Annotated in this window: 21 protein-coding genes; 8 read left to right on the plus strand and 13 right to left on the minus strand. The window is 69.1% G+C overall.

Translation table 11 applies throughout. From position 1 onward, the window contains the following. Window positions 1-12 precede the first annotated feature (12 nt). The 5 genes from AB0L00_RS24350 to AB0L00_RS24370 form a co-directional block, all read right to left on the minus strand. Window positions 13-1,620, minus strand: a complete 1,608-nt coding sequence (locus tag AB0L00_RS24350; RefSeq protein WP_364438273.1) for a protein kinase family protein — start codon at window positions 1,618-1,620, stop codon at window positions 13-15. Between the two features lie 166 nt (window positions 1,621-1,786). Further along, entirely contained in the window at window positions 1,787-3,520 is a 1,734-nt protein-coding gene (murJ, locus tag AB0L00_RS24355) for a murein biosynthesis integral membrane protein MurJ (protein ID WP_364438276.1), read from the minus strand. After that, the gene (locus AB0L00_RS24360) at window positions 3,513-5,621 is read right to left on the minus strand and encodes a DUF6049 family protein (RefSeq protein WP_364438278.1); all 2,109 of its coding nucleotides are present in this window, start codon (window positions 5,619-5,621) and stop codon (window positions 3,513-3,515) included. The genes murJ and AB0L00_RS24360 overlap by 8 nt, the downstream gene beginning before the upstream one ends. Beyond that, window positions 5,618-6,094 (minus strand): NUDIX hydrolase, encoded by a 477-nt coding sequence (locus AB0L00_RS24365; RefSeq protein WP_364438281.1) that lies wholly within the window; start codon window positions 6,092-6,094, stop codon window positions 5,618-5,620. Before AB0L00_RS24365 ends, AB0L00_RS24360 begins: the two co-directional genes overlap by 4 nt. A 45-nt stretch (window positions 6,095-6,139) precedes the next feature. Then, window positions 6,140-6,661: a YbaK/EbsC family protein gene (locus AB0L00_RS24370; protein ID WP_345366265.1), complete on the minus strand. Its 522-nt coding sequence runs from the start codon at window positions 6,659-6,661 to the stop codon at window positions 6,140-6,142. A gap of 131 nt (window positions 6,662-6,792) precedes the next feature. Between AB0L00_RS24370 and AB0L00_RS24375 the strand changes: the two genes are divergently transcribed. The 5 genes from AB0L00_RS24375 to AB0L00_RS24395 all read left to right on the plus strand — a co-directional run bounded on the left by AB0L00_RS24375 (window position 6,793) and on the right by AB0L00_RS24395 (window position 11,618). Continuing rightward, window positions 6,793-8,205, plus strand: a complete 1,413-nt coding sequence (locus AB0L00_RS24375) for a CCA tRNA nucleotidyltransferase (RefSeq protein ID WP_364438477.1) — start codon at window positions 6,793-6,795, stop codon at window positions 8,203-8,205. Window positions 8,206-8,247: 42 nt separating this feature from the next. Beyond that, the gene (locus tag AB0L00_RS24380) at window positions 8,248-9,534 is read left to right on the plus strand and encodes an adenosylmethionine--8-amino-7-oxononanoate transaminase (protein WP_364438284.1); all 1,287 of its coding nucleotides are present in this window, start codon (window positions 8,248-8,250) and stop codon (window positions 9,532-9,534) included. 100 nt (window positions 9,535-9,634) lie between these two features. Further along, on the plus strand, window positions 9,635-9,832 hold the full coding sequence (locus AB0L00_RS24385; RefSeq protein WP_364438287.1) for a hypothetical protein: 198 nt from the start codon (window positions 9,635-9,637) through the stop codon (window positions 9,830-9,832). Window positions 9,833-9,948: 116 nt separating this feature from the next. Continuing rightward, window positions 9,949-10,467, plus strand: coding sequence for a SigE family RNA polymerase sigma factor (locus AB0L00_RS24390; RefSeq protein ID WP_364438290.1), 519 nt, complete (start codon window positions 9,949-9,951; stop codon window positions 10,465-10,467). Further along, window positions 10,464-11,618: a hypothetical protein gene (locus AB0L00_RS24395; RefSeq protein WP_364438293.1), complete on the plus strand. Its 1,155-nt coding sequence runs from the start codon at window positions 10,464-10,466 to the stop codon at window positions 11,616-11,618. The genes AB0L00_RS24390 and AB0L00_RS24395 overlap by 4 nt, the downstream gene beginning before the upstream one ends. Before the next feature lie 56 nt (window positions 11,619-11,674). Here AB0L00_RS24395 and AB0L00_RS24400 read toward each other — a convergent pair whose 3' ends face one another. The 8 genes from AB0L00_RS24400 to AB0L00_RS24435 all read right to left on the minus strand — a co-directional run bounded on the left by AB0L00_RS24400 (window position 11,675) and on the right by AB0L00_RS24435 (window position 21,266). After that, a complete protein-coding gene (locus tag AB0L00_RS24400) occupies window positions 11,675-12,982 on the minus strand; it encodes an MFS transporter (RefSeq protein WP_364438295.1) in 1,308 nt (435 codons plus the stop codon). A 73-nt stretch (window positions 12,983-13,055) separates the two neighbouring features. After that, window positions 13,056-14,015 (minus strand): ABC transporter permease, encoded by a 960-nt coding sequence (locus tag AB0L00_RS24405; protein WP_364438298.1) that lies wholly within the window; start codon window positions 14,013-14,015, stop codon window positions 13,056-13,058. 9 nt (window positions 14,016-14,024) lie between these two features. After that, window positions 14,025-14,984, minus strand: a complete 960-nt coding sequence (locus AB0L00_RS24410) for an ABC transporter permease (RefSeq protein ID WP_364438300.1) — start codon at window positions 14,982-14,984, stop codon at window positions 14,025-14,027. Continuing rightward, a complete protein-coding gene (locus AB0L00_RS24415) occupies window positions 14,981-16,048 on the minus strand; it encodes an oligopeptide/dipeptide ABC transporter ATP-binding protein (RefSeq protein ID WP_364438303.1) in 1,068 nt (355 codons plus the stop codon). The genes AB0L00_RS24410 and AB0L00_RS24415 overlap by 4 nt, the downstream gene beginning before the upstream one ends. Then, window positions 16,045-17,082, minus strand: a complete 1,038-nt coding sequence (locus AB0L00_RS24420) for an ABC transporter ATP-binding protein (RefSeq protein ID WP_345366247.1) — start codon at window positions 17,080-17,082, stop codon at window positions 16,045-16,047. Before AB0L00_RS24420 ends, AB0L00_RS24415 begins: the two co-directional genes overlap by 4 nt. Window positions 17,083-17,239: 157 nt before the next feature. Continuing rightward, the gene (locus AB0L00_RS24425) at window positions 17,240-19,030 is read right to left on the minus strand and encodes an ABC transporter substrate-binding protein (RefSeq protein ID WP_364438306.1); all 1,791 of its coding nucleotides are present in this window, start codon (window positions 19,028-19,030) and stop codon (window positions 17,240-17,242) included. A gap of 538 nt (window positions 19,031-19,568) precedes the next feature. Next, complete coding sequence (locus tag AB0L00_RS24430) at window positions 19,569-20,648, minus strand: inositol-3-phosphate synthase (RefSeq protein ID WP_364438309.1); 1,080 nt, start codon at window positions 20,646-20,648, stop codon at window positions 19,569-19,571. A gap of 45 nt (window positions 20,649-20,693) precedes the next feature. Continuing rightward, a complete protein-coding gene (locus tag AB0L00_RS24435) occupies window positions 20,694-21,266 on the minus strand; it encodes a PadR family transcriptional regulator (protein WP_364438312.1) in 573 nt (190 codons plus the stop codon). A gap of 201 nt (window positions 21,267-21,467) precedes the next feature. Between AB0L00_RS24435 and AB0L00_RS24440 the strand changes: the two genes are divergently transcribed. From AB0L00_RS24440 to AB0L00_RS24450, 3 genes are all read left to right on the plus strand, one after another. Next, window positions 21,468-21,866: a DUF5318 family protein gene (locus AB0L00_RS24440; RefSeq protein WP_364407811.1), complete on the plus strand. Its 399-nt coding sequence runs from the start codon at window positions 21,468-21,470 to the stop codon at window positions 21,864-21,866. Window positions 21,867-22,324: 458 nt separating this feature from the next. Further along, entirely contained in the window at window positions 22,325-24,502 is a 2,178-nt protein-coding gene (locus tag AB0L00_RS24445) for a transglycosylase domain-containing protein (RefSeq protein ID WP_364438314.1), read from the plus strand. 9 nt (window positions 24,503-24,511) lie between these two features. After that, a complete protein-coding gene (locus AB0L00_RS24450; RefSeq protein WP_364438317.1) occupies window positions 24,512-25,933 on the plus strand; it encodes a glycosyltransferase 87 family protein in 1,422 nt (473 codons plus the stop codon).

The raw sequence follows: 25,933 nt of genomic DNA on the forward strand, positions 1-25,933 counted from the left end.
CTTGTGACGGGATCATCGCGATCCGTACACCTCGACGTCTTTCAGCTCGATGATGTATCGGCCGAAAGTCGGCAGCTTCGTGTACCAGAGCAGGACGTACCGGCCCTTGGCGTTCTTGGCGTCGATGCTGTCCGTTCCCGTGCCAGAACCCTCGCCCACCTTCGTCATGGACTGGGTACCGGAGTCGCCGACCCGGATCTCCAGGGTGCCGGCACCGCCGTTCGGAGCCTTGACGACCACCTTGTCGACCGTCGTCGTCCTGCCCATGTCGATGAGCAGTCCCAGGCCGCTTTGCAGCTTGCCGTAGTGGGCGTCGGTGTAGAACTGGCTCTTCCAGACGGTCGAACTCTTGCCATCGATCGCGTACTCGGGGTTCTGCCGGGCGGTGTCATCGCGGCCACGTGGGTCGAGCGTCTCCGCCTTGTCCGGCTTGAGCTTGGTGGACGCCGGTTGGGTGGCCTGAGTGGGGCTGGCCGACGTGTGGTTCTTGGCGTTCTTGTCGCCGTTGCCGTCGCTCATCTGGGAGAGGGCCCAGCCGCCGACGGCGACCACGATGAGCACGACCACGACGACGACGGCCACGAGAGGCTTGTTGAACGAGCCGCCCTGGCCGCCCCCGGCCCGGTGACCGCCGGTCGTGTGCTGCGGCGGCTGCGGCCGCTGTGGTGGCTGCGGAGGGCGCATCCGGGCGCTGTCCGGCACGGTCTGCACCGGGGGGATCGGCTGAGCCGCCGTGGCGGACATCTTCGCCGTACCGTCCGGGTTGCTGTCGGGCCGTGACACGACCGACGGCGGCGTCGAGCCGACGAGCGGCACGAACGGCAGCGGGGACCGGGGGACCTTGGCGAGGGCGTCGGCGAAGGCCGCGGGGGAGTCGAACCGCTCCGGAGCGCCGTGGACGGCCAGGCCCAACGCCCGGCCGACGACCGCGTCGAGGTTGTGCGGGATGCCCGCGCGGACCTGGCTCGGCAGCAGCGGCCGTCCGTCCGGGCCGGTCGGCGCGGGCGGCAGGACGGTGCCCTCGCCGCCGGGCCAGTGGCCGGTGAGCGCGGCGTACAGCATGGCGCCGAGCCCCTGCACGTCGTCCAGTGCCGGCGTGTCGGACTCCGCACCGGACAGGACGGCTTCGACGCCCAGTCCGGTGATCTTGACGGTGCCGCCGCTGGTCCAGACGAGATTGTGGGGGGTGAGGCAGAGGTGGGCCAGGCCCGCGGCGTGCGCGGAGGTCAGCGCCTCGGCGGCCTCGAGCAGGAAGGCGGCGGCCCGGTCGGACTCCATGGGCCCCTGGGCGAGGAGGTCCTCGAGGGTCTCCCCGGTGACCCACTCGCTGACGACGTACGCCCGCTCGCCGCTGTCATCGGCGTCGAAGACCTGGGTGAGGCGTGGGTCGGTGAGGCGGCTCGCGGCGCGGGCCGCGGTCACCACGTCGTTCACCCGGGGGAAGCCGGGCGCGAAGGTGAGCACGGCGACCGAACGGGCGAGGATCTCGTCCGTCGCCTTCCAGAATGTGGAACCGCCCGCTTCGCTGACACGGTCGTCCAGGCGGTACCGACCGGCGAGGCGGGTTCCGGGTTCGATGACGGACGTGCTCAACGCGGCGTCCGGCGTAGGTGGTCGCATCCCATCATCAGTGCCGTGGCTCCCTTACGCCTTCGACCCTCCCTCGCTCCCTTATGGACGGAGGAAGACTTCATCACAATCCCGCCCGATGGTAGGACGCTCGAGGAGCGTCGATGGATTACTACCCGGCGCGAGTCGCGCTCTCCCACCTTACGGGCAGCGCCTCCTAACTCGCCCCACGACCGGGCAATCTGGCCATCATGGTTCGTTGCAGCGATTCCATCTCGGGGATCCGCAGAAGCCGCGCGACCAGGAAGTACAGCACCATTGCCCCGCCTCCGCCGATCGCGAGAACGCCCAGCGACGACAGAACGTTGTAGTAGAAGAACTTGAAACTGACCAGGTGCACGGCGAGCGCGAACAACAGCGCCGGGACCGTCGCGACCGCGATCTTCACATGCGACGTGACGATGTGCCGGGCGCCGAGGCCGTTCAGCCGGCGGCGCAGGATGAACGCCGCCACGAAGCAGCCGAACGTCCAGGACACGCCGAGGGCGATCGAGATGCCCATCACGATCTTGTCCGTGGGCAGCGTGTGGTAGCCGATCAGTCCGAGGGTGATGCTGATCGCCACGTTGAAGACGGCCATGAAGGCGGGCGTGCGGGTGTCGGCGAGCGCGTAGAAGACCCGTAGCAGCAGCTGGTAGATCGCGAACGGCACCAGCGCGAACGTGAACGCCTGCAGCACGTTGCCGATCATCAGCGCGTCGGAGATCCTCGTGGAGCCGTGCGCGAAGAACAGCGTGGTCATCTCCGGCGCCAGCGCGAACAGCAGCGCGGCGGACGGCACGATCACCACCGACGACAGGTTCAGCGCGGAGGACATGTCCTCTCGGACCAGGTCGTACCGTCGCTCGGAGGCGTGTCGGCTCATCTGCGGCAGCAGCGCCGTGACCACCGAGACGCCGACGATCGCGTACGGGAGCTGGAACAGCAGGTACGCGTTGCTCCACGGCGTGAGCCCGACGCCGTACGTGATGCCCTCGCGGGCGCCCTTGTCACCGGCGCCGTTGGCGATGTTCGTGTTGACGACGAAGCCGACCTGCTGGATCGCGACGTACAGCAGCGTCCACAGCGCCATGCCGCCGACCGGCGCGAGCTCCTCGCGGCGGAAGTCGAACCGCGGCCGGTACCGGAAGCCGACCTTCCGCAGGGACGGCCACATGGCGATCGTCTGGATCACGATGCCGAGCGTGGTGCCGCCCGCCAGCAGCAGGATCTCGGTGTGCGTGATGTTCGCCGGGCCGACGCCCCGGCCGGCGACGAAGAGGAACGCGACGCCGATCACGATCACGACGACGTTGTTGAGGACCGGCGTCCACATCGGCGCGGCGAAGCTGCCCCGGGCGTTGAGCGACGCGCCGGCCAGTGCGCCGACGCCGTAGAAGAAGATCTGCGGCAGGAAGAACAGCGCGAAGAGGACGGCCAGGTCGTGCTTCTGCTTGTCGTACGAGCCGGCGTACAGGTCGACGAGCAGCGGCGCGGCCACCATCGCGATCGCCGTCAGCGCCAGCAGCGCGCCGAGGACGAGCGTCAGCAGGCGCGCTTCGTACTCCTCGCCGTACTTGCGGTCCTTCTCCAGCGCGCGCACCAGCATCGGGACGTGCACGGCGGTGAGCACGCCGCCGAGGAGCAGGTCGTAGATGACGTTGGGGAAGGTGTTCGCGGTGTTGTAGACGTCACCGAGCGCATGGGTGCCCAGCGCGATGACGAGCACGGCCGTGCGCATGAAGCCGGTGAGCCGGGACGCGATCGTGCCCAGGGCCATGACGGCGCTGGACTTCAGTAGTCCGCTGACTCCGCCGCGGCGGCCGGGCTCCTCGGCGGGCTCCTCTGGGGAGATCGCCGGGAGATCGACCCGCGTCACCGCGGCCTCGGGACCTGGTTGTGCCTCAGCCACCCGTCGTGTCCTCCGCTTCGTCACCTCGGCGTCGTATCACGCGATATCCGACGCCGACGCAGACTACGGCAAGCGAGATACCGGTGATGAGCAGCGCGGTTCGCCCGTACGCGGTCGCGCGGACCGTCAGCACCCTGGTCGTCGTGAACGGCTTATCGTCCGGGCCGAGCAGGTCCAGGTAGACGTAGGCGGGGCCGTTGGCCGCCGCCTTCATGTAGAGGTTGACCGTCTCCTTGTGGCCGGCCTCGAGCGTGATCTCGCTCTGTTTCTCCCCCGGGCCTTCGACGTGGAGCCGCGTGTCGTTCTGCGAGACGGCGCGCAGTTTGATCTTCACGGTGCCGTGCTCGAGCCCGTTGGAGACCGTGATCGGCACCTGCCCGGACTTGCCCGCCAGGTCGAAGCGGTCGTTGAGCACCTTGATCTTGTCCTGGGCGGCGCGGAGCTGAGTCTCCAGTGTCTGCCGCAGCCGCAGTCCGCTCCGGGTCTGGTCGGCCCACGCCGACGATTCGGCCCGCGCGACGCCGAGGGTGAACCCGCTCGCCGGGGGCTGGAAGACCGTGGTGAACCGCCACGCCTCCAGGCTGAGGTCCTTCACCGGCTTCAGGTAGCGCTTCGACAGGCCGTTCTGGCTCTTCGGCGGCACGAAGGTGCGCGGCTCCGACTTCCGCTGCTTCGCGACGGCGCCCAGTGGGGCCATGCGCATCCACGGTGCGCGCGCGGAGAACTTCAGCAGGTCCTTGGCGAAGGTCGCGCCCGGGCTCCAGCGGCGTGGCGGCACGATGACCACGGTCCGCGGGTTGGCGGGCAGCTCACTGGTGATCATGGCCGTCTCGGCGAGGAACCGCTGCTCGGCGAGCAGTGCTCCCCCCGGCTCGCCGGTCTCCGCGGCGAGGACCTTGCTGATCGTGTCGTCGTACGCGATGAGCCGGACGTTCTTGCCGTTGATCTTCTTCGTGGTCTGGGGATTCGCGGTGTAGCTCTGCGCCTGCAGGTTGGGCAGGACGGTGCTGTTCAGCAGGATGGTGCCGGCCCCGGCCTTGACGAGATCGTTCAGGGTCCGCTGGTCGGCGGCGCCGTCCGGTGGCACCGCCACCGTCGTGTTCTCCAGGGGCATGTTCGCCCGGCCGAGGGCGGACGGCACCGCGTCGACGGCCGTCTTGACGTGCTGTCCCAGACCGGCGCGCGACAGCGCCATGACGTCCGGGTCGGCGTACGGCGTGGCGATGACGTTCTTGCCGACGAGGGAGTTGCGCAGGGTCTGCAGCCAGGCTTGCGCGGTGGCGCTCTTCGGTTTGTGGGCGTCCTTGACGCTGTAGCCGTCCTTGTTCGCCAACTGGGCGGCGTCGTCCACCAGCGCGGGATCGACGAGCCAGCTGACCGCCTTGTACGAGGGCGAGGCCGCCGCCGTCACCAGGTCGTTCAGCCGCCCCCCGGCGCCCAGCGCGCGTTCCAGCCGGTCGTCCACGAACGTCGAGTCGTCGGCGCGGTGCGGCTGGTCGATCACCGGCCAGACCCACGAGACCCGAGTCTTCTCGCCGAATGTGTACTTCGGGAAGTAGGTGATGAGCGTGCGCTGTCGGCCGACGACCTGGTTGACGGAGTTCACCGCCTCTACGGCGATCGGGTAGACGCCGAACCCGGGCAGGTGCATCCGGCTGACGGGCAGCGCGAGCGCCCACGGCTGGTGGCCGCCCGGCTGCGCGGCCGCCGGCACGACCTGCGTCTTGCCGAGCAGAGCGGGGTCGGCGGTCCTCCCGTCGGCGTACGCCTGCAGCGCTCCGCGGCTGCCCACCCTCTGCGTGGAGTAGACGAGGCGGATGGTGAGCCGCTGGTAGGCGTTGTCGGACTGGTTCTGCACCTGGCCCTTCAGCCTCAGGGTCTCAGAGGACTGCTGCAGGTAGCTCGGGCTGATCGAGTCGACGACGACGTCGACGGGCAGCTTGCCGGCGGGCTGCCGGGCGCGGGAGGCGCGTTCGGGAGCCGCGGCGTGTCCGGTGTGCGTGGTGCGGGTCCCGGTCTCGTGGTGCGGAGGCGGGGTGGCGGCGAACGCCGGGGCTCCGGTCAGCACCAGCGGGATGACGAGGGCGAGGAGCCGCTTCATGCGGTGCCCGCGAGCAGCTCGGGCACCTTGGCGACGAGCGCCTGCTCGTCGGCGTAGGCGAGACGGCCGGCGACCTCGTCGAGCGGTACCCAGGCGACCTGGGCGACCTCCGCGTCGCCGTCCGAGAGGGCGCCTCCGACGGCGATCAGCAGATGATGGTGCACGGTCTTGTGCACCCGTCTCCGGTCGACGGAGAACCAATAGTCGACGCTGCCGAGCGGGGCGATGATCCGGCCGCGGATGCCGGTCTCCTCCTCGACCTCTCGCACGGCCGCCTCCTCGATCGTCTCGTCGGCCTCGAGGTGCCCCTTCGGCAGCGACCACAGGAGCCTGCCGTCGCGGTCGTACCTGGCGATCAACGCGGCTCGTGGGGTGTCTGCCGTGTCGACGACCAGGCCGCCCGCCGACGTCTCCTCGCGGTGACGGCCCGGCGGGCCGGCGGGCCGACGACTCGGTCTGCGCGGGCGGGACACGGCCGCAATCGTAGTAGCCGCGCGTACGTCCTCGGTCAATGATCGCTAGGACTCGGGGCCTTCGGGGGCGTGCGTGCAGGGGATCGGTGTGGGTTTCGCGTCACAGAGTGTGAACAGATCGAGAGTGTGGATCCCCAGGGCCGTCCAGGCCTCACCCGTGGTGGTGTAGACGACCTCGTCGCCGTGCGCCGCCCGCTGGTCCACCAGCGTGGTGACCTCGGCGGGCAGGAGCAGCGGCGCCACGAGTTCCGCCGCGTAGTCGGTGACCTCGTTCACCAGGTCGACCGGCGCCGGCCGTACCTCCGGGACGCCGAGGGCGTCGGCCACGGCGGCCGGCGCGGGCCGGGTCCCCGCCGTCACGATCACCGCGACGAGGGGATGGTGCGCGGTGTACAGGCGGCCGGGTTCGTACGGGAGGTAGACCCGTGTGCACAGGCAGCGGGACGGCGGCAGGCCGAGCACCTCGGGAAGATCGTCCGCGGAGCCGATGTGTCTCGGCAGGCGTACGATCTCGTGGGCCATCTGGCGCTCCAGCAGGAGCCGATGGATGGAAAGTGCGTCCTTCATCGTGGTCTCCGTGCCTGTTCCGGAGATTTACCCCGATTTCCGGCTGTTAGCGGATCACCCGCGCGGTGATTCGCGTTTTGCCCGCCACGTGCGAGGACCTAGGCTCGATTGCCGTGCCGAACGACCATGACGTGACCTCCGACCAGCACGCGGCAGTCCGAGACCTGCTGCGGCGCGTGACGCCCCTCGCCGACGACCTCGGCCGGCGCTTCGCGGACGCGGGGCACCAGCTCGCCCTCGTCGGCGGTCCGGTGCGCGACGCCCTGCTCGGCCGTCCGGTCAACGACCTCGACTTCGCCACCGACGCTCATCCCGACCGGGTCCTGGAGATCGTCGAGGGCTGGGCGGACGCCGTCTGGACGATCGGCATCGAGTACGGCACGATCGGCCTGCGCAAGGGCGACCACCAGCTCGAGATCACCACGTACCGCAGCGAGTCCTACGACCCCGACTCGCGCAAGCCGGAGGTGACGTACGGCACCTCCCTCGAGGGCGACCTCGCCCGCCGCGACTTCGCGGCGAACGCCATGGCCGCGCGCCTGCCGGGGCACGAGTTCGTGGACCCCTTCGGCGGCCTGCGGGACCTGAGGCAGAAGGTCATGCGGACCCCCGGACGCCCCGAGGACTCCTTCGGCGACGACCCGCTGCGGATGATGCGCGCCGCGCGGTTCGCCGCGCAGCTCGGCTTCACCGTCGCCCCCGAGACCGTGACCGCGATGAAGGCGATGGCCGACCGCATCGAGATCGTCTCGGCCGAGCGGGTCCGCGACGAGCTGTCCAAGCTGCTGCTCGGCGCCCACCCGCGCGCCGGCCTCACGCTGCTGGTCGACACCGGCCTGGCCGAGCGGGTGCTGCCCGAGCTCCCGAAGCTCCGGCTGGAGATCGACGAGCACCACCGGCACAAGGACGTCTACGAGCACTCTCTGATCGTGCTCGAGCAGGCGATCGCCCAGGAGGAGAACGGCCCGGACCTCGTGCTGCGGCTGGCCGCGCTGCTGCACGACATCGGCAAGCCGAAGACGCGCTCGTTCGTCGACGGCGGCCGCGTGACCTTCCACCATCACGAGGTCGTCGGCGCGGCGATGACCAAGAGCCGGCTCACCGCGCTGCGGTACCCGAAGGACGTCGTCGCCGACGTCTCCCGCCTCGTCGAGTTGCACCTGCGCTTCCACGGCTACGGCACGGGCGAGTGGACCGACTCGGCGGTGCGCCGTTACGTCCGCGACGCCGGGCACCTGCTGACGCGGCTGCACAAGCTCACCCGCGCCGACTGCACCACCCGCAACCGGCGCAAGGCCGCCGCGCTGGCCCGCACGTACGACCAGCTCGAGGCGCGGATCGCCCGCCTGCAGCAGGAGGAGGAGCTCTCCAGGATCCGGCCCGAGCTGGACGGCAACGAGATCCAGCAGATCCTCGGCATCCAGCCCGGCCCGGCCGTCGGCAAGGCGTACAAGTTCCTGCTCGACCTGCGGCTCGACCGTGGTCCGATCGGCAAGGAGGCCGCGGCCGAGGCGCTCCGCGAGTGGGCTCGCGAACAGGGCTGAGATCCCCGCGCGGAGCCACTCCGGATGCGATCATTGGGCCGCATGGGCCCTGAGGAACTCCTCGCGTTCGACCGGGAGCACATCTGGCACCCGTACGCCCCCATGCCGGCGACGACGCCGGTGCACCCGGTCGTCGCGGCGCAGGGCGTACGCCTGACCCTCGCCGACGGCCGGGAGCTGGTCGACGGGATGTCGTCGTGGTGGGCGGCGATCCACGGGTACGCCCACCCCGTCCTCGACGCGGCCCTCACCCGGCAGCTCGCCGCGATGGCCCACGTGATGTTCGGCGGCCTCACCCACCCTCCGGCGGTACGCCTCGCGGAGCTGCTGGTCGACTGCACGCCGGAGCCGCTCACGAAGGTGTTCTTCGCCGACTCGGGATCGGTCTCCGTCGAGGTCGCGATCAAGATGGCCCTGCAGTACCAGCGGTCGCGGGGCCGTACGGGCAAGACCCGGCTGTGCACCGTGCGCGGCGGGTACCACGGCGACACCTTCGGCGCGATGGCGGTCTGCGACCCGGTCGGCGGCATGCACCACCTGTTCGCGGACCTGCTGCCCGCCCACGTCTTCGCCCCCATGCCCCCGGCCCCGTACGAGACCGCGTACGTGCCGACGTACGCGGCGGAGCTGGAGAGCGTCGTCGCCGCCCACGCCCACGAGCTGGCCGCCATCATCGTCGAACCGGTGGTCCAAGGGGCGGGCGGCATGCGGTTCTACGACCCGGCGTACGTCCGCCTGCTGCGGGAGCTCGCCGACCGGCACGACGTGCTGCTGATCCTCGATGAGATCGCCACCGGGTTCGGCCGGACCGGCACGCTGTTCGCCTGCGAACGGGCCGGGATCAGCCCGGACATCATGTGCGTGGGCAAGGCGCTCACCGGCGGCTACCTGACCATGGCCGCCACCCTGTGCACCGACCGGGTCGCCCGCGGCATCAGCGACGGCGAGGCCGGCGTGCTGATGCACGGCCCGACGTACATGGCCAACCCGCTCGCCTGCGCCGTCGCCATCGCGTCGATCGAACTGCTGCGCCAGCGCGACTGGCGGGCCGAGGTGGCCGGGATCGAGAAGCTGCTCACGGCCGGCCTGCAACCCGCCTGGGACCTGCCCGGGGTCGTCGACGTCCGGGTGCTCGGCGCGATCGGCGTGATCGAGCTGACCGACCCCGTCGACGTCGGCACCGTCCAGGACGCCGTCATGGCGCAGGGCGTGTGGCTGCGGCCCTTCCGCAACCTGATCTACACGATGCCACCGTACGTCTGCACCGCCGAGGACATCGACCGGATCACCCGGGCGATGCTCGCGGGAGCGCGAGCGGCGACCCGCTGATCACCGGCCGCGGAGGCCGGAAAGATCATCCGGGTGGCATAGCCGCGGCGGTCCGGAGGCGTCTCCAGGGTGACGCACTTCGGAGGTGACGATGGTTACCGTGACCGCCGCGGCCCCGAGAGGACCGCACCCCGACGCACCGGAAGCCGACCGGTCGGCTCCGCCGGAGGCCGACCGGCCCGGGATCTTCCGCGGCCTCCTCGGCCTGGTCGCGGCGGCCCTCGGCCGTGAACCGGACCTGCACTCCGGCGACGACGGGCACGCCCTCGACGAGGAGGAGGAACTGGACGCGTTCTGAGCGCCGATCTCCTCGATACCTGAGCGCCGATCTCCTCGATACCGATTTCGCCCGGCCAGGCATAGCCGCCGCGCCCCGCAGGCGTCTAAGGAGATCGACGTACTTCGGAGGTGACGATGGATGCCGCAGCGGAGCGACATTTCCACGAGTTCGTGGTGGCGCGGTCACCCGCGCTGATGCGCCTCGCCTATCTGCTCACCGGCGGTGACCAGCAGTCGGCCGAGGACCTGCTGCAGGTCGCGCTCGTGAAGACGGCCGCCCGCTGGCGCACGGTCGACGACCCCGACGCCTACGTGCGGCGCGTGATGTACCACCAGCAGGTCAGCTGGTGGCGGCTCCGATGGCGGCGCCGCGAGACGCAGGTGGCGCTCCCGCCGGAGACGGCGCGGGACGACGACACCGCCGCCGTCGACCTGAAACTCAGCGTACGGCGGGCGATGGCGCGGCTCACCGCCCGGCAGCGCGCGGTCCTCGTCCTGCGCTTCTTCGAGGACCTGTCCGAGTCGGAGGTGGCCCGGATCCTCGACTGCAGCGTCGGCACCGTACGCAGCACGACACACCGGTCCCTGGCCCGCCTACGGCAGCTCGCCCCCGAACTGGCCACGGTCGAAAGCATGACGGAGGTCCACCAGTGAAGCTCGAGACGCTGATCGGGCGATCCCTGACGGAATGGTCGGCCGATGCCACGGTGCCGGCCGGCCTGGCCGAGCGGGCGCTGCGCCGTCGCACCCGGCGGCGCGTCCGTACGGTCGCGCTGGCCACCGGCGCCGCGGCGCTCGTGGCGGTCGGGGCGGTCACGACCGGGGTCGAGCGGGGCCCGGCACCGCGACCCGCGACACGGCCGGTGGACACCAGCCTGCACGCCGACCCGGCGCACTCCCCGCCCGTACGGTTCGTCGCCGCCGGGCGGATCGCGATGTCCGCCTACTACGTGACGCACCGGACGGGGAACGGCCTCGCGGTCGCGTCGCAGCGCACGTGGTACCTGTACGACCCGGCGTCCGGCGGGTACCGGGAGACGCCATGGGCGTACCTGGCCGTCGCACCGGGTCTGCGGAAGGCGGCCGTGCTCGAAGGCCCGCTGCCGGCCGCGCGGGTCGGCCTGCTGGACACGCGCACGCGGAAGGTGACCCGCTGGATCCCGCTCGGCCGCCGCGCCGGCGGCCTGTCCTGGTCCGCGGACGGGCGGCGGCTTCTCGTGACGACGTACGCCCAGAGTCCGGACCTGCCCACCGGTCCGCGATCCAGTACCCGGACCGGCTTCTATGCCGTCGACGCGAAGACCGGCCATACAGGCTCCTTCCATCCTCTTCCGCCGGACGCGGACAATTTCAACGTCCGGCAGGATCTCGGCTGGAGCCGATCAGGCGCGTTGATCTGGTCGCCGACCGGCAGGGTACCCACCAGGACCTTCTACGACCTGCGGGGAAGGCCGCAGGCGGCCCCGCCGCACGAGGCGGACGGCGATCAGGCCGCGGGTCTGTCGCCGAACGGCCGGTACGTCGCCACCGGCAATCCCGGCACCGGCCCCGGCCCTCTCACCACCGTGAAGGACGCCGCGGCCGGGCGCACGGTCGGCGTCCAGCCCGTCGAGCAGTTGAGCGCGTGGGCCGACGACGGCCATCTGATCGCGGTGGCCTGCGAGCCGAAGGCATGCATGGGCAAGGGCGAGTTCTACAACCGGCTGGTCCTGGTGAGCGTCGACGGCAAGACGATCACGCCGCTCACCGGCTACCGCCACACGGACCGGGGGAGCTCCTGGACCCCGGTCTTCACCTCTCGCTGAGGACGGGCGTTGATCCCTGGCGAACGTTGCCGGTAGAGCGCGGTGTTCGCCAAGGATCAAGCACTCGCCGACCCGCTGGCGGAGGTGGCGACCTGCGCGGTGCCTCTCGCGGAGAGCCAGTAGATCAGGGCCGACAGGGCGTAGCCGACGCCGATGAGGGCGAGGACGCCGTAGGACTTGCCGTTGGCGGGCAGGAGGGCGGCGGCGACGGCGAAGCCGGCCACGTACATGCCGTTGAAGAGCATGTCGTAGAGGGCGAAGACCCGGCCGCGGAAGGCGTCGGCCACGGTCGTCTGGACGATCGTGTCCACGCAGAGCTTCACGCCCTGCGAGACCAGGCCGAGGACGAAGGAACCCACGATGAACGGCCCCGGCGAGAACGGCGCGGCGAGGATCACCTCGGCCACGGCGGCGAACGCGAGCTGGGCCGCGATCCACGCCTCCTTACGGATCCGCGCGGTGACGAGCGGGGTCGTCACGGCCGCCAGGAAGTAGCCGATCCCGGACACGACGAGAACGACCGCGAAGCCGCCGAGACCGGCCTCCGCGCTGCTCGCGAAGTAGTTACGGAACAGCAGCACCGTCATGATCGTGGTGATGCCGTACAGGAACCGGTGCGCGCCGATCGCGCCGAGCGCCGAAGCGGCCGGCCGCCGGTCCCATACGTGCCGGGCGCCCTCGACGAGGCCGTGCAGCACCTGTCCGAGCGCCTCACGGGTGTCCGCCCGCAGCTCGCTCCGGTCCGGGCCCAGGCGGTCGCGGCCCATGCGCCTGGCGGCCAGCGTGGTGGCGACGTAGAGGACGGCGGAGGCGAGGAGGACGGCGGCCGTGCCGGAGCGACCGGCGCCGAACAGGACGCGCAGGACGTACCCCACCCCGGCGCCGGCGAAGGTCATCATCGTCCCGGAGGTGACCGACACGGCGTTGGCGGTGATGAGCTCATCCGCCCCGACCACGCGGGGCAGCGCCGCCGACAGCGCGGACAGGAAGAAGCGGTTCACCGCGAACACGACGAGCGCGGCGAGGAAGAACGGGACGCCGTCCTCGCCGCGCGCCAGCAGCAGCGCGGTCACGGCGACGGCGACGGCCCGGATGAGCGGGGCGTGGACGAGGATCTGCCGGCGCCGCCACCGGTCGATGAAGACCCCGGCGAACGGGCCGAGCACGGAGTACGGCAGCAGCAGTACCGCGGCCGTGGCGGCGGCCTCCACGGCGGTGGCCTGCTGCTCGGGGGAGAACAGGACGTAGCCCGCGAGGCCCACCTGGAACACGCCGTCGGACAGTGCCGAGACGACGCGTGTCGTGAACAGACGGCGGAAGTCCTGACCCCGGATGACCAGGCGAAGGTCGGCGGCGTAGGACACCGCCCAAGCCTAGAACAGCCGAACGGCCGGCCGCCCCCGGGGGACGACCGGCCGTTCCGACCGCAGAGCTCCGTCAGTCGACGCGCACGCGCGGGTCGAGGAAGGAGTACCCGATGTCGACGATCAGGTTGGCGACGACCACGAACAGCGCCGTCAGCAGCGTCACGCCCAGGATGACCGGGGTGTCCCCCTTGACGATCGAGTTGTAGACGAGCTGGCCGATGCCCTGCAGACCGAACACCTTCTCGGTGACGATCGTCGAGCCGATCAACGCGCCGAGGTCGACGCCGAACTGGGTGATGACGGGCGTCAGCGCCGCCCGCAGCCCGTGGCGGTAGATCACCCGCCGTTCGGACAGGCCCTTGGCCCGCGCCGTCCGGATGTAGTCCTCACCGAGGACGTCCATCATCGAGCCGCGGGTCAGCCGGGTGTACGTCGCCACCAGCATGAACGCCAGCGCGACCCACGGCAGCACCATGCGCTGCAGGAACTGCTGCGGGTCGTCCAGCGGCGAGGTGTACTGGCCCGGCTGGAACCAGTGGATGCCCCAGTCGCCGAACTTGGTGAAGAACAGCAGGAGCGTCAGGAGCGCCATCAGGAACGGCGGGACCGACAGGCCGATCAGCACGAACACCGTGGACGCCCGGTCGAGGAAACTGCGGGCCCGGGTCGCGCTGAGCACGCCGGTGGTGACGCCGCCGACGAACCAGAGGACCGCCGCGCCGCCGACCAGCCAGAGGGTGGCCGGAAGACGGTCCGCGATGATCGACGAGACCTTCGCCTGGGTGACGTAGGAGTAACCCAGGTCACCGGTGAAGGTGTTCTTCAGGAAGTTCCAGTACTGGACCAGGAAGGGCTTGTCGAGCCCCAGGTTGTGCCGGATCAGTGCGACCGTCGCGGCGGACGCCCGCGGACCGGCGATCATCTTCTCCACCGGGGTCGGAGAGATGTGCAGCAGCCCGAAGACGGTGGTGGTGACCAGCCACAGGACGAGGATCCCGAACAGCAGCCGCCGAATGATGAATCGAAGCATCGTCAGGACCTACTTTCCGATGAGACGCTCGCTGCGCGGGTCGAACGCATCGCGGATGCCGTCTCCGAGCAGGTTGAACGCGAGGGTCGTCAGCAGCAGCAGCCCGCCCGGCACGAACAGGAGCCACAGCGAGCTCCGGTAATCCGCGTCGTTCAGCATGCTGCCCCAGCTGGGCATCGGCGGCTGGATGCCGACCCCGAGGAACGACAGCGTCGCCTCGAACACGATGGCCGTCGGGACGAGCAGCGACGCGAGCACCGTGACCGGCGCGACGAGGTTCGGCAGGATGTCGACGAACATGATCCGCAGCCGGCCGGCGCCCAGCGACCGGGCCGCCTCGATGAACTCCTTCTCCTTCAGCGAGATGACCTGGCCGCGCACGATGCGGGCCATGGCGGCGAAGGAGAAGAACGCGATCACGACGATCGTGATGGTGACGCTGAGCCAGGTGGAGTGCGGCTTGAACGTCGTGGCGATCACGATCGCGACCAGGAGGTACGGGAAGGACAGCACGACGTCCATGAGGCGGGCCAGCACGGTGTCGACGGCGCCGCCGATGTAACCGGCGAGCACGCCGACCGTGACCCCGATGAGGGTGGCCAGGATCGTCGCGGAGATGCCGACGAGCAGCGAGATCCGCGCGCCGTACGCGGCCCGGACGAGCACGTCGCGGCCGAGCGGGTCGGCACCGAGCCAGAAGTCCTTGCTCGGGCCCTTCGGCAGGCCCCAGGAGTCGCGGGCGAGGGTGGGGTACTGCGCGGCGTACGGGTGGTGCGTCCAGGAGGCGAACAGCGGAGCCGCGATCGCGAACACGATGATGAGGAGCAGCACGACCGCGGAGATGACCGCCACCTTGTCGTGCATCAGCCGGCTCATGGCGAGCTTGAACGGGCTGCGCCCCTGGATCTGCCGGCCGCTCGGTTCGACGTCGGCCGGAATGGCGTCGGCGCTGAGCTCGGTAAGACTCATTCGGACACCCCCAGAGTGGGCTCGGTGGACTCCTGGGCGATGCCGGCCTGCGCCTCGGCGAGGTTCTCACCGATCTGCACGGGGAAGTGGCACGCCGTCAGATGGTCGGCGATGTCGCCCTCGCGCGGGATCAGGGTCGGCTCCTCGGTGGAGCAGAGCGCCTGCGCCTTCGGGCAGCGCGGGTGGAACCGGCACGCGGGCGGCGGCTTGATCGGCGACGGCACGTCACCGGTCAGGATGATCCGCTCGCGCTTCTCCGCCTCGTCCGGGTCGGCGATGGACGCCGCCGACAGCAGGGCGTTGGTGTACGGGTGGCGGGGCTTGGCGTAGAGCTCCTCGGCCTCGGCGTTCTCGGAGATCTTGCCGAGGTACATGACCGCGACCCGGTCGGAGACGTACTCCACCACCGACAGGTCGTGCGCGATGAAGATGTAGGTGAGTCCGAGCTCGTCCTGCAGGTCCTTCAGGAGGTTGATCACCTGCGCCTGGATCGACACGTCCAGCGCCGAGACGGGCTCGTCGCAGACGATCAGCTTCGGCTTGAGCGCAAGGGCACGGGCGACGCCGATGCGCTGCCGCTGACCGCCGGAGAACTCCGCCGGGAACCGGTTGTAGTGCTCGGGGTTGAGACCCACGAGCTCCATCAGCTCCTGGACCCGCCGCTTGCGCTCCGCGCCGTCGGCGATCCCGTGGATGTCGAACGGGTCGCCGATGATCGACCCGACCCGGCGGCGCGGGTTCAGCGAGCCGTACGGGTCCTGGAAGATCATCTGAACGTCACGCCGGAACGCCTTGTCCGGCGTGGGGCCGACCTCCTTGCCCTCGAAGAGGATCCGCCCCTTCGTCAGCGGGTGCAGGCCGGTGATGCAGCGGGCCAGCGTCGACTTGCCGCAGCCGCTCTCCCCGACGATGCCGAGGGTCTCGCCGCGGCGTACCTCCAGGTCGACGCCGTCGACGGCGTGGACCCGCGCCACCTCGTGCTTGAAGATGATCCCCTGTTTGATGGGGAAGTGCTTGTAGGCGCCCTCGACCCTTACGAGGACGTCTCCGTTCGCGTCGGTCACGCGCCCTCCTTCTTCCGGCCCGCTGCCACGGCGCTCTCCCGCAACTGCTCCGCCTCGGGACTGAGGCCGAGCGCGTCCTTGGGGAGCCAGCACGCGGACCCGTGGCCCGCGGCCACCTCTCGCAACGGTGGCTCGTCGACCCGGCACGTGTCCATGACGTACGGGCAACGAGGATGGAACGCGCATCCCGAAGGCGGGTTGATGAGGCTCGGCGGCTGCCCCGCGATGGGGATCAACCGGCCGCCGCGGCCGCCGGCGCCGCTCGGGATCGACCGGAGCAGACCGGCGGTGTACGGGTGGTGGGACCGGTAGTACAGCGACCGCCGGTCGGTGTGCTCGACCGGCTTGCCGGCGTACATCACGAGAACGTCGTCGGCCAGGTCGGCGATCACACCGAGGTCGTGAGTGATCATGATGAGCGCCGTGTCGAACTCGCGCTGCAGGCGCAGCATCAGGTCCAGGATCTGGGCCTGCACGGTCGCGTCGAGGGCGGTCGTCGGCTCATCGGCGATGATGAGCTTCGGGTTCAGCGCGAGCGCCATGGCGATCATCGCACGCTGGCGCATACCGCCGGAGAACTGGTGGGGGAAGTCGTCCACCCGCCGGTCCGGCTGCGGGATGCCGACCATGCCGAGCAGTTCGATCGCGCGCTTGCGCGCGGCGGCCTTGGAGACGTCCGGCTCGTGGGTCCGGATCATCTCGATGATCTGCCAGCCCACCTTGTACAGCGGGTGCAGGCTGGACAGCGGATCCTGGAAGATCATGGAGATCTGCGGACCACGGATCCGGCGAAGCTGGTCGGGGGTCATCGAGAGCAGGTTCTGGCCTTCGAACAGGGCCTGGCCGCTGACCTTGGCACCCGGCGTGAGACCCATGAGGGTCTGGGTGCTGACGCTCTTGCCGGAGCCGGATTCACCGACGATGCCGAGCGTCTTGCCGCGGTCGATGCTGAAGGTCATTCCGCGAACCGCTTGTACGACGCCGTCCGAGGTGTTGAAGGAGACCTTTAGGTCTGTGACCTCGAGAAGGCTCATGTCCTCCCCTTCGAGAACTGAGTTAGGGGTTACGCGCCAGGGCGAGTTCCATCGAAGATTACCCAGAGTGAGTGCGTGATAGGGACATCGTCCCGGCATGATGACGGCCGGGCACGCCTCGTGCGGGGCGCACCCGGCCGTCTCATTGGGGTGTGGGTTACTTCTTGGCCAGCCAGACCAGGCTGTAGTCGTAGGTCTGGAAGGCGGGGAGGAACAGCGTGTTGTGGATCCGCGCCGACGTGTAGGTCGAGTACTTCTGCGTGATCAGCGGAACGATGGCGGCATCGTCCATGACCAGCTTGTTGACCTGCGCCCACGCCGTCTGGGCGTCGGCCTGGGTCTGCGCCTGGTTGGCCTGGTCGATCAGCTTGTTGACCTGGTCGTTGTTGTAACCGCCGTAGTCCGGGGAGTTCGGGCCGTACATGCGGCCGTCGAACAGCGGCTGCAGGCCGGAACGGCCGTTGTTGCCGTACCAGTCCGGACCCCAGCCCGGAGCGGCGATGTCCCACTTACCGGCCTTGGCGTCCGCCGGCGTGACCAGGGTGGTGCCGTAGAAGTTGCCGTTGGTGTCCGGCGACATCTGGACAGTGATCCCGCAGGCCTGCAGGTTCGCCTGGATCGACTGCGCGTTGCGCGGGTGGTTGCTGTTGGTCCGGTACGGGAACTTCAGCGTGAGGCCGTTCGCGTAGCCGGCCGCCGAGAGCATCTGCTTGCACTTGGCGGGGTCACCCGAGTCGTTGTTGGTCGGGTACGGGTTGTAGTTCGCGTCGTAGCCGACGTTGCCCGGGGCGACCGCGGAGCGGACCGGCTGGGCCACGTTGATGCCGCCGTAGTTCTTGGCGATCGCGACCTTGTCGATCGCGTACTCGATCGCCTGCCGCACCTCCTTCTTGCCCAGCGCGCCCTTGTTGTTGGGGCTCAGGGTGTTGAAGACGATGTACGGGTTGACGCCCGGGTTGTCCTGCAGGCTGAACCGCTTGTCCTTGGCCTGCGCCAGGCGCGGGATCGCGGAGGTCGGCACCGGCTGGTCCCACGCGAGGTCCGCCGTGCCCTGCTCCAGCTGCTGCTGCACCTGGTCCGGGGAGTCCTGGCCGAGGTCGACCTCGATGCGGTCGACGTACGCCTTGCGGAGCTTGTCGGAGGCGGCGTCCCAGTTGGCGTTGCGCTCCAGGATGAACTTCTTGTCGCTGTACGACGTCATCTGGTACGGGCCGTCGGAGATCGTGTGCTGCCGGAACTCCGGGCTGTCCGGGACGTAGTTGTCGTACTCCTTCGGCGCGGCCGAGGCGAACGACATGCCGATGATGTTCAGGAAGTCACCGGCCGGCTGCTTCAGCGTGACGACAAGGGTCTTGTCGTCCTTGGCGACGTAGCCGGAGATGTCGTGGCTCTCCTGGTAGTCGCCCATCGCCTTGGCGGACTTGGCGTCGACCTTGCCGTAGCCCTTGCAGAAGTCGGCCATGCCCACGATGAGGTCCGTGTAGTACGGCGCACCGGCGGGGCTCGCCGGGTTGCACGTCCGCTTCAGACCACGAACGAAGTCGGCGGCCGTGACCGGGCGAACCGGGTTGGAGTTCCACTTCAGACCGTCACGCAGCTTGATCGTGTAGGTCTTGCCGTCCGCGCTGATGCCGCCGTTCTCCTTGGTGGGGAGCTCGGCCGCGGCGTCCGGGTAGTTCGGGATGGTCTCGTTGAAGTTGTTCGAGGCCTTGTTCGTGAAGAGAGTGAGCGCCCAGTTGCGGGAGAAGCCCTGGTTGACCGTGCTGTAGGCGCTCGCGGGGTCGATGTGGTCCGGCACCGACGAGCCTGCGATCTTCAGCGTCCCGCCCTTTTGAGGCGTTCCTTCATCGGAGCTGCTGCCCTTCCCCCCGCCGCCACAGGCGGCGAGGGCGATGGCGAGCGTGCCGATGGCGGCCGCTGCCTTCAACCCCGTCTTCTCGACTGTCATGAACGCCCTCCATCCGGCCTTACGGCCGTGTTGCGCTAGGTGTGATGCTTTTGTTCGCAGGCATGCCGGGTTCTCGACACGTCCCCGTGGGAGAACACCTTCGTGTCCCGGTCGCTGTCCAGCTCAGATCGGTAAAGATTGGGACGAGTTACTTAACTGTGCAGTAGGTGAGACAACCTCGTGATGGACCCTCACTAGGTGTGATACGGGCGTTGCGGCACGTATCCCTTGTGCGTCACCTTCCCGCGCTCGTGACCCTCTTCCTTCTCCTTCGCCGGAGGCGACCCGAGCGGCCCTGGGCGGGGGCCGTCGTTCGCCTGCACGGCCCAGCGTCGCACCGGGGAGCAGTCCCCGGCATCTGACCGAGCCGACGTAACAGTATGTGCTTACCGTAACCGCGACGAAATCCGGGGTCCGGCTCTGAGCAGGCGAAAAGGTGAGGGGCCCGTGCGCCACGGCGCACGGGCCCCTCACCTGACACCCCCGGCTCACTACATCGCGTGAGCCCGGCGGTGGTTCTCGCTCAGCGCTCGTCGGCTCAGCGCTCGACCTCACCGCGGATGAAGGACTCCACGGCCTCGCGGGCCTGGTCGTCGCTGTACTGCACCGGCGGGGACTTCATGAAGTAGGAGCTCGCCGACAGGATCGGGCCGCCGATGCCACGGTCCTTGGCGATCTTGGCGGCGCGGACCGCGTCGATGATGACGCCCGCGGAGTTCGGGGAGTCCCAGACCTCGAGCTTGTACTCCAGGTTCAGCGGGGTGTCGCCGAAGGAGCGGCCCTCGAGGCGGACGTACGCCCACTTGCGGTCGTCGAGCCACGGCACGTGGTCGGACGGGCCGATGTGCACGTCGGCCTTGGCCATCTCGTGCGGGATCTGCGAGGTGACCGACTGGGTCTTGGAGATCTTCTTCGACTGGAGGCGCTTGCGCTCCAGCATGTTCATGAAGTCCATGTTGCCGCCGAAGTTGAGCTGGTACGTGCGCAGCAGCTCGACCCCGCGGTCCTCGAACAGCTTCGCCATCACGCGGTGGGTGATGGTGGCGCCGACCTGGGACTTGATGTCGTCACCGACGATCGGGACGCCGGCGTCGGTGAACTTCTTCGCCCACTCCGGGTCGCTGGCGATGAAGACCGGCAGCGCGTTGACGAAGGCCACACCGGCGTCGATGGCGCACTGCGCGTAGAAGCGGTCCGCCTCCTCCGAGCCCACCGGCAGGTAGGACACGAGAACGTCGGCCTGGGTGTCCTTGAGCACCTGGATGACGTCGACCGGCTGGTCGTCCGACTCCTCGATGATCTCGCGGTAGTACTCGCCGAGGCCGTCGAAGGTGTGGCCGCGCTGCACGGTGACGCCAGACGGCGGCACGTCGCAGATCTTGATGGTGTTGTTCTCGCTGGCGACGATCGCCTCGGAGAGGTCGCGGCCGACCTTCTTGGCGTCGACGTCGAAGGCGGCCACGAACTCCAGGTCGCCGACGTGGTAGTCGCCGAACTGGACGTGCATAAGACCAGGGACCCGAGTCTCGGGCGAGGCGTCCTTGTAGTACTCGACTCCCTGGACGAGCGAGCTCGCGCAGTTGCCGACACCGACGATGGCTACGCGCACTGAACCCATCCGGATGCTCCTTTGCTCTCTTGTGCGGGGGGACGCCTTGCGCCCTCAGCGGTTGTTCTCATCTGCTTGCTGCGCGCGTTCGCGGCCGATGAGCTCGTTGAGCCACCGGACCTCGCGCTCGACCGACTCCAACCCGTGCTGCTGGAGCTCGAGCGTGTAGTTGTCGACACGCTCCCGCGTACGGGCCAGTGCGACGCGCACGCTCTCCAGCCGCTCCTCGAGCCGGCTGCGCCGGCCTTCGAGGATCCGCAGCCGTACGTCGGCGCGGGTATGGGCGAAGAAGGCGAAATGTACTCCGAACCCCTCGTCCTCCCAGGACGCGGGCCCGGCCTCGGAGAGGAGCTCCTGTAGGCGCTCCTTCCCCTCGGCCGTGAGCTTGTAGACGATCTTCGAGCGCCGGGTGCCACCCGGACGCACCGCGGCGGGCTCCTCGTCGTCCTCCGTGATCAACCCCAGCTCGAGCAGCGCCTTGAGGCAGGGGTAGAGCGTGCCGTAGGAGAACGCGCGGAACATGCCGAGCAGGGTGTTGAGCCGCTTGCGCAGCTCGTACCCGTGCATGGGGGACTCGTGAAGCAGACCGAGAACGGCGAGTTCCAGTACGCCGGCCTTGCTCCTCATGATCCCTCCACTCCATCGCTCGACTCGATGTATCGCTCGAATGTATCGACTCGATACATCAGGAAGATACGGTCCCCCTCCGAACATGGTCAAGCGGGAGCGCGCGCCGACCCGGAAATTACGGCCGTGGTCAGGAAGAAAGCACCTAGAGTGTCCGAAATGTCACGAATGTAGGACTGTGGGTCGTCGTAGTCTGCTGACATGTGGTCCCAGCGACTGGTCGTCGACTACGGGCTCGCCCGGCGGGCCACGTTGGCCGAGCTGTCATCCGGTGGCCTGACCGTCGCGGACGCCTGCGACGCACACCCGTACCTCCTGCGGGCCGCGAAGTATCACGGCGAGCCCACCGACCAGCCCTGCCCTGTCTGCCGGAAGGAGCGGCTCACCCATGTCACCTACGTGTACGGGGACGAACTGGGCCGCTACGCCGGGCGGGTCAAGGCGACGGACGAGCTCCAGGAGATGGCCCGGGAATTCGGTGAATTCCGGGTGTATGTGGTTGAAGTATGCCAAAGTTGTGCCTGGAACCATCTGACGCTGTCGTACGTCCTTGGCTACGGAGAGAACGCTCCTGACCAGGGGCGGAGCGTCCGAGAGTAGCCGCGCGACAGCGTGGTGCACCCGGCAGGCGGTCCCCGCTCACTTGCCTACACAGTACTGTCGGACGGATTGAAAAGCCGTACCCCAGTGAACGAGGTCGCGTGAGTTACAGCAGCGATTACGGGCCAGAGTACGGTCGATCGGGGTCTGCCGGACCTGCCCCGACCCGGCCGCAGCCGCAGGTTGACGGGTCCAACCTCCCCGCGGTCCCCACCCGGCCACACCCCGGCGGCCCAGGCGGTCCCGGTCGTCCGGGCGGTCCCGGTGGCCCTGGAGGCTCAGGTGGCGGCGGCGGCCCGGGTCGTCGGCGTCCCGGCGACGGTGACGGCACGCGGCGCGGCTCCGGCAAGAAGGCGAAGCGGAAGGGCTGGCGCCGCCTTCTGTCGTGGAAGCTGTGGCTCGCCGTCTTCGGCATCGGCACGCTCGCGAGCATCTGCCTGGTCGGGGTCGCGTACGCGATGGTGAAGGTCCCCAAGGCGCCCAACGCGGACGTCATGAAGCAGGGCACCACCGTGTACTACCGCGACGGCAGCCGGATGGTGCAGATCGGCAGTTCACGGATCATCGAGCCGATCGACAAGATCAGTCCGAACATGCAGTGGGCCGCGATCGCGATCGAGGACCACAATTTCTACAACGAGTCGGCGATCTCGCCGAAGGGCATCGCGCGCGCGGTGTACAACAACGTCTCGGGCGGCAGCACCGAGGGCGGCTCGACGATCACCCAGCAGTACGTCAAGAACGCCTACCTGACCCAGCAGCGGACCTTCAGCCGTAAGTTCAAAGAGATCTTCATCGCCATCAAGGTCGGTAAGCAGGAGGACAAGAAGACCATCCTGCAGCACTACCTCAACACGATCTACTTCGGCTACGGCGCGAACGGCGTGGAGGCCGCCGCGCAGACTTACTTCGGTCCGAAGGTGCACGCCAGCGACCTCACCGTCCCGCAGGCGGCGGTGCTCGCGGCCAACATCAAGCAGCCTCAGTACTACGACCCGCGGAGCAAGGGCCAGCAGCACACCGACGCGGTGAACCGCTACAACCTCGTGCTCGACGCGATGCGCCGGATGGGCAAGCTGTCCGACGCGGACTACGCCAAGTTCAAGGACAAGCCGCCCCTGACCGTGAAGCAGAAGGACAGCGAGCTGTACCGCGGACAGCGCGGCTACATGATCCAGCGGGTCAAGAACGCGCTGCACGGGATGAACTTCACCGACGAGCAGATCAACAACGGCGGCCTCAAGGTCTACACGACCTGGGACAAGAACCTCCAGACGCAGGCGCAGAAGACGGTCGAGGCCGATCTGCGGGCCCATCGCATGCCGAGCGACACCAACGTCGGCCTGGTCACCGTCAATCCGATCAACGGGGAGATCCTCGCCGCCTACGGCGGTCGTGACTACCTGAAGCGCGCGGTGGACGACGTCTTCTACTCCACGGCGCAGGTGGGATCGTCGATCAAGCCGTTCGTCCTCGCGGCCGCCGAGAAAGAGGGCATCGGGCTGAAGAGCACGATGGACGCGACCGCCCCCGCGTACATCAACACGGACGGCGACCGCGTGTCCCCCTCCGACCCGAGCGGCCACCCTTTCACCAACGACGAGGGCAACCCCAGGCAACCGGTCGTCAACATGATCACCAGCCTGGCGCAGTCGTACAACACGATCTTCGTGCCGCTGGGGTACAAGGCCGGAACGCCGAACGTGGTGCAACTCGAGAAGGACGCAGGCCTGCCGGAGGAGGCTCTCAAGCGCGGTAACCCGGGTGAGGGTGGTTTCTTCCTGGGCCAGTCGGACATGCGCCCGCTCGACCTGATCACCGGGTTCGCCACGATCGCCAACGACGGCGAGTACGTCACCCCGCACAGCATCCGGAAGGTCATCGACAAGGACAACAAGGTCCACAAGCCGAGTAACGTCACCACCCGACGGGCCTTCAACGCGCAGATCGCGCATGACGTTCAGTACGCCATGCAGCAGGTCGTCAAGACCGGTACGGGGACCAGGGCTCAGCTGCTGAATCATGAGGTGGCCGGCAAGACCGGTACGACCAGCGCGAACAAGGCCGTCTGGTTCTCCGGTTTCACTCCCAAGGTCAGCGGCGCCAACGATCTGCAGTACGTCACGACGGTCGGCATGTGGCGCTTCCACGCGGCGAAGAAGCACCAGAAGGCGGAGTACCTGCCGCTGCAGAACATCGGCGACTACTCCCACATCAACGGTGGGGACCTGCCCGCGCAGATGTGGCACGACTTCATGACCAAGGCGCTGGAGGGCAAGTCGACCGAGCAGTTCCCGCCGCCCGCCTACTACGCCCCGGCCAAGGCGTACGCGACGGCGAGCCCGTCGACGACGCCGACGCCGACGATGACGCCGACCTGCCAGCCGGGCCAGAACCCGGTGACCGACGACTGCAAGCCGCGCAAGACGCCGAATCCGACCAGCACGGACCAGTGCACGCAGTTCCCGCAGCTCCCGCAGTGCAGGCACCACTCGCAGAGCCCGGATCCGACCAGCACCTGCAAGCCATGGGACATGAACTGCACGTCGCCCTCAACAAACCCAAGTGGCCCCGGTAAGCACGGCAACACCGCCCAGGACGTCCAGGGCCAGGCCGCCCGGCCGCTCAAGGATTAACCTGCTGGCATGCCGGAGTCACAGCTGATCGATGGGGCCGGGGGAGCCGCGAACTCCCCCGGCCCCGCCGGTGTCCGTACGGGCCTCCGGCAGGTGCTGCCGCTGCTCGTGTCCACCACCGCGGCCGTCTCGGTGCTGGGGTATCTCCAGAAGGTCCCCTGCAAGAACGTGGGCTTCGACTTCATCCCGACGGTGCGCAACGCCTGCTACACCGACATCTATCCGCTGTACTTCGGGCGGGGCCTGGCCGACGGGAAGGTCCCGTACCTCGACAAGATCCCCGAGCCGGTGGAGTACCCCGTGCTCACCGGCGGGTTCATGCAGGTCGCCGCGACGGCGGCGCGCTGGTTCGGCGGGGATGACGCCGTCTCGCGCGGCATGTGGTTCTTCAACCTGACCGCGGTGGTGCTCGTGCTGTGCGCGGTGGTCACCGTGCTGGCGACCGCGCTGGTCGCCGGCGGGCAGAGCCGCAGGGTCGGGCTCATGGTCGCCGCGTCGCCCGCGCTCCTCCTCACCGCGTACATCAACTGGGACCTGCTCGCCGTGGTCCTGTCCGCGCTGGCGCTGGCCGCCTGGGCGCGCCGGCGCCCCGGCGTCGCGGGCGTCCTGCTCGGCCTCGCGGTCGCGGCGAAGTTCTATCCCCTCGTCTTCCTCGGCCCGCTGTTCCTGCTGTGCCTGCGCGCGGGCCGGTGGCGGGAGTTCGGCCGGCTGCTGGCCGGCACGGTCGTCGCCTGGCTGGTCGTGAACGTGCCGATCATGCTGGCGGCGTGGGACAGCTGGGGCCGGTTCTACACGTTCAACCAGGAACGCCCGGTCGACTGGGGCTCGATCTTCTTCCTGACCGAGCGCAAGGGCCTGTCGTCGGTCGACAAGGTGTCGACGCTGAACCTCATGGGCGAGGCCGGCTTCGTGATCCTCGCCCTGGGCATCGCGTTCCTCGTGCTGCTCGCCCCGCGCCGGCCCCGGCTGCCGCAGGTGCTGTTCCTGACGCTCGCGGCGTTCCTGCTGACCAACAAGGTCTGGTCGCCGCAGTACGTCCTGTGGCTGCTGCCGCTGGTGGCGCTGGCCCGGCCGAAGCTCCCGGCCTTCCTGCTGTGGCAGGCGGGGGAGATCGTCTACTTCTTCGGCATCTGGTGGTACCTCATGGCCGGCGCCAAGCAGCATCCCGGCGTGGGGCTGTCCGCCACCCTGTCCGCGGTCCTGTCCGGGCACGCCCCGACGGCGGGCATCAGCGACGGCGTCTACTTCATCGCGCTGCTGGCCCGGTTCCTGACCGTCCTGCTGCTGGCGGTGCTCGTCGTGATCGACATCCTTGTGCCCCGGCTCGACACCGTACGGGCCGACGGCGCCGACGACCCGGCCGGCGGCGTCCTGGACGACGCCGAGGACCGCTTCGTCCTGATGCGCCGCCGGGTTCCCCGGCCCGCCTGA

It is taken from the genome of Actinoallomurus sp. NPDC052308, from assembly GCF_040679195.1.
Lineage (GTDB): Bacteria > Actinomycetota > Actinomycetes > Streptosporangiales > Streptosporangiaceae > Actinoallomurus > Actinoallomurus liliacearum.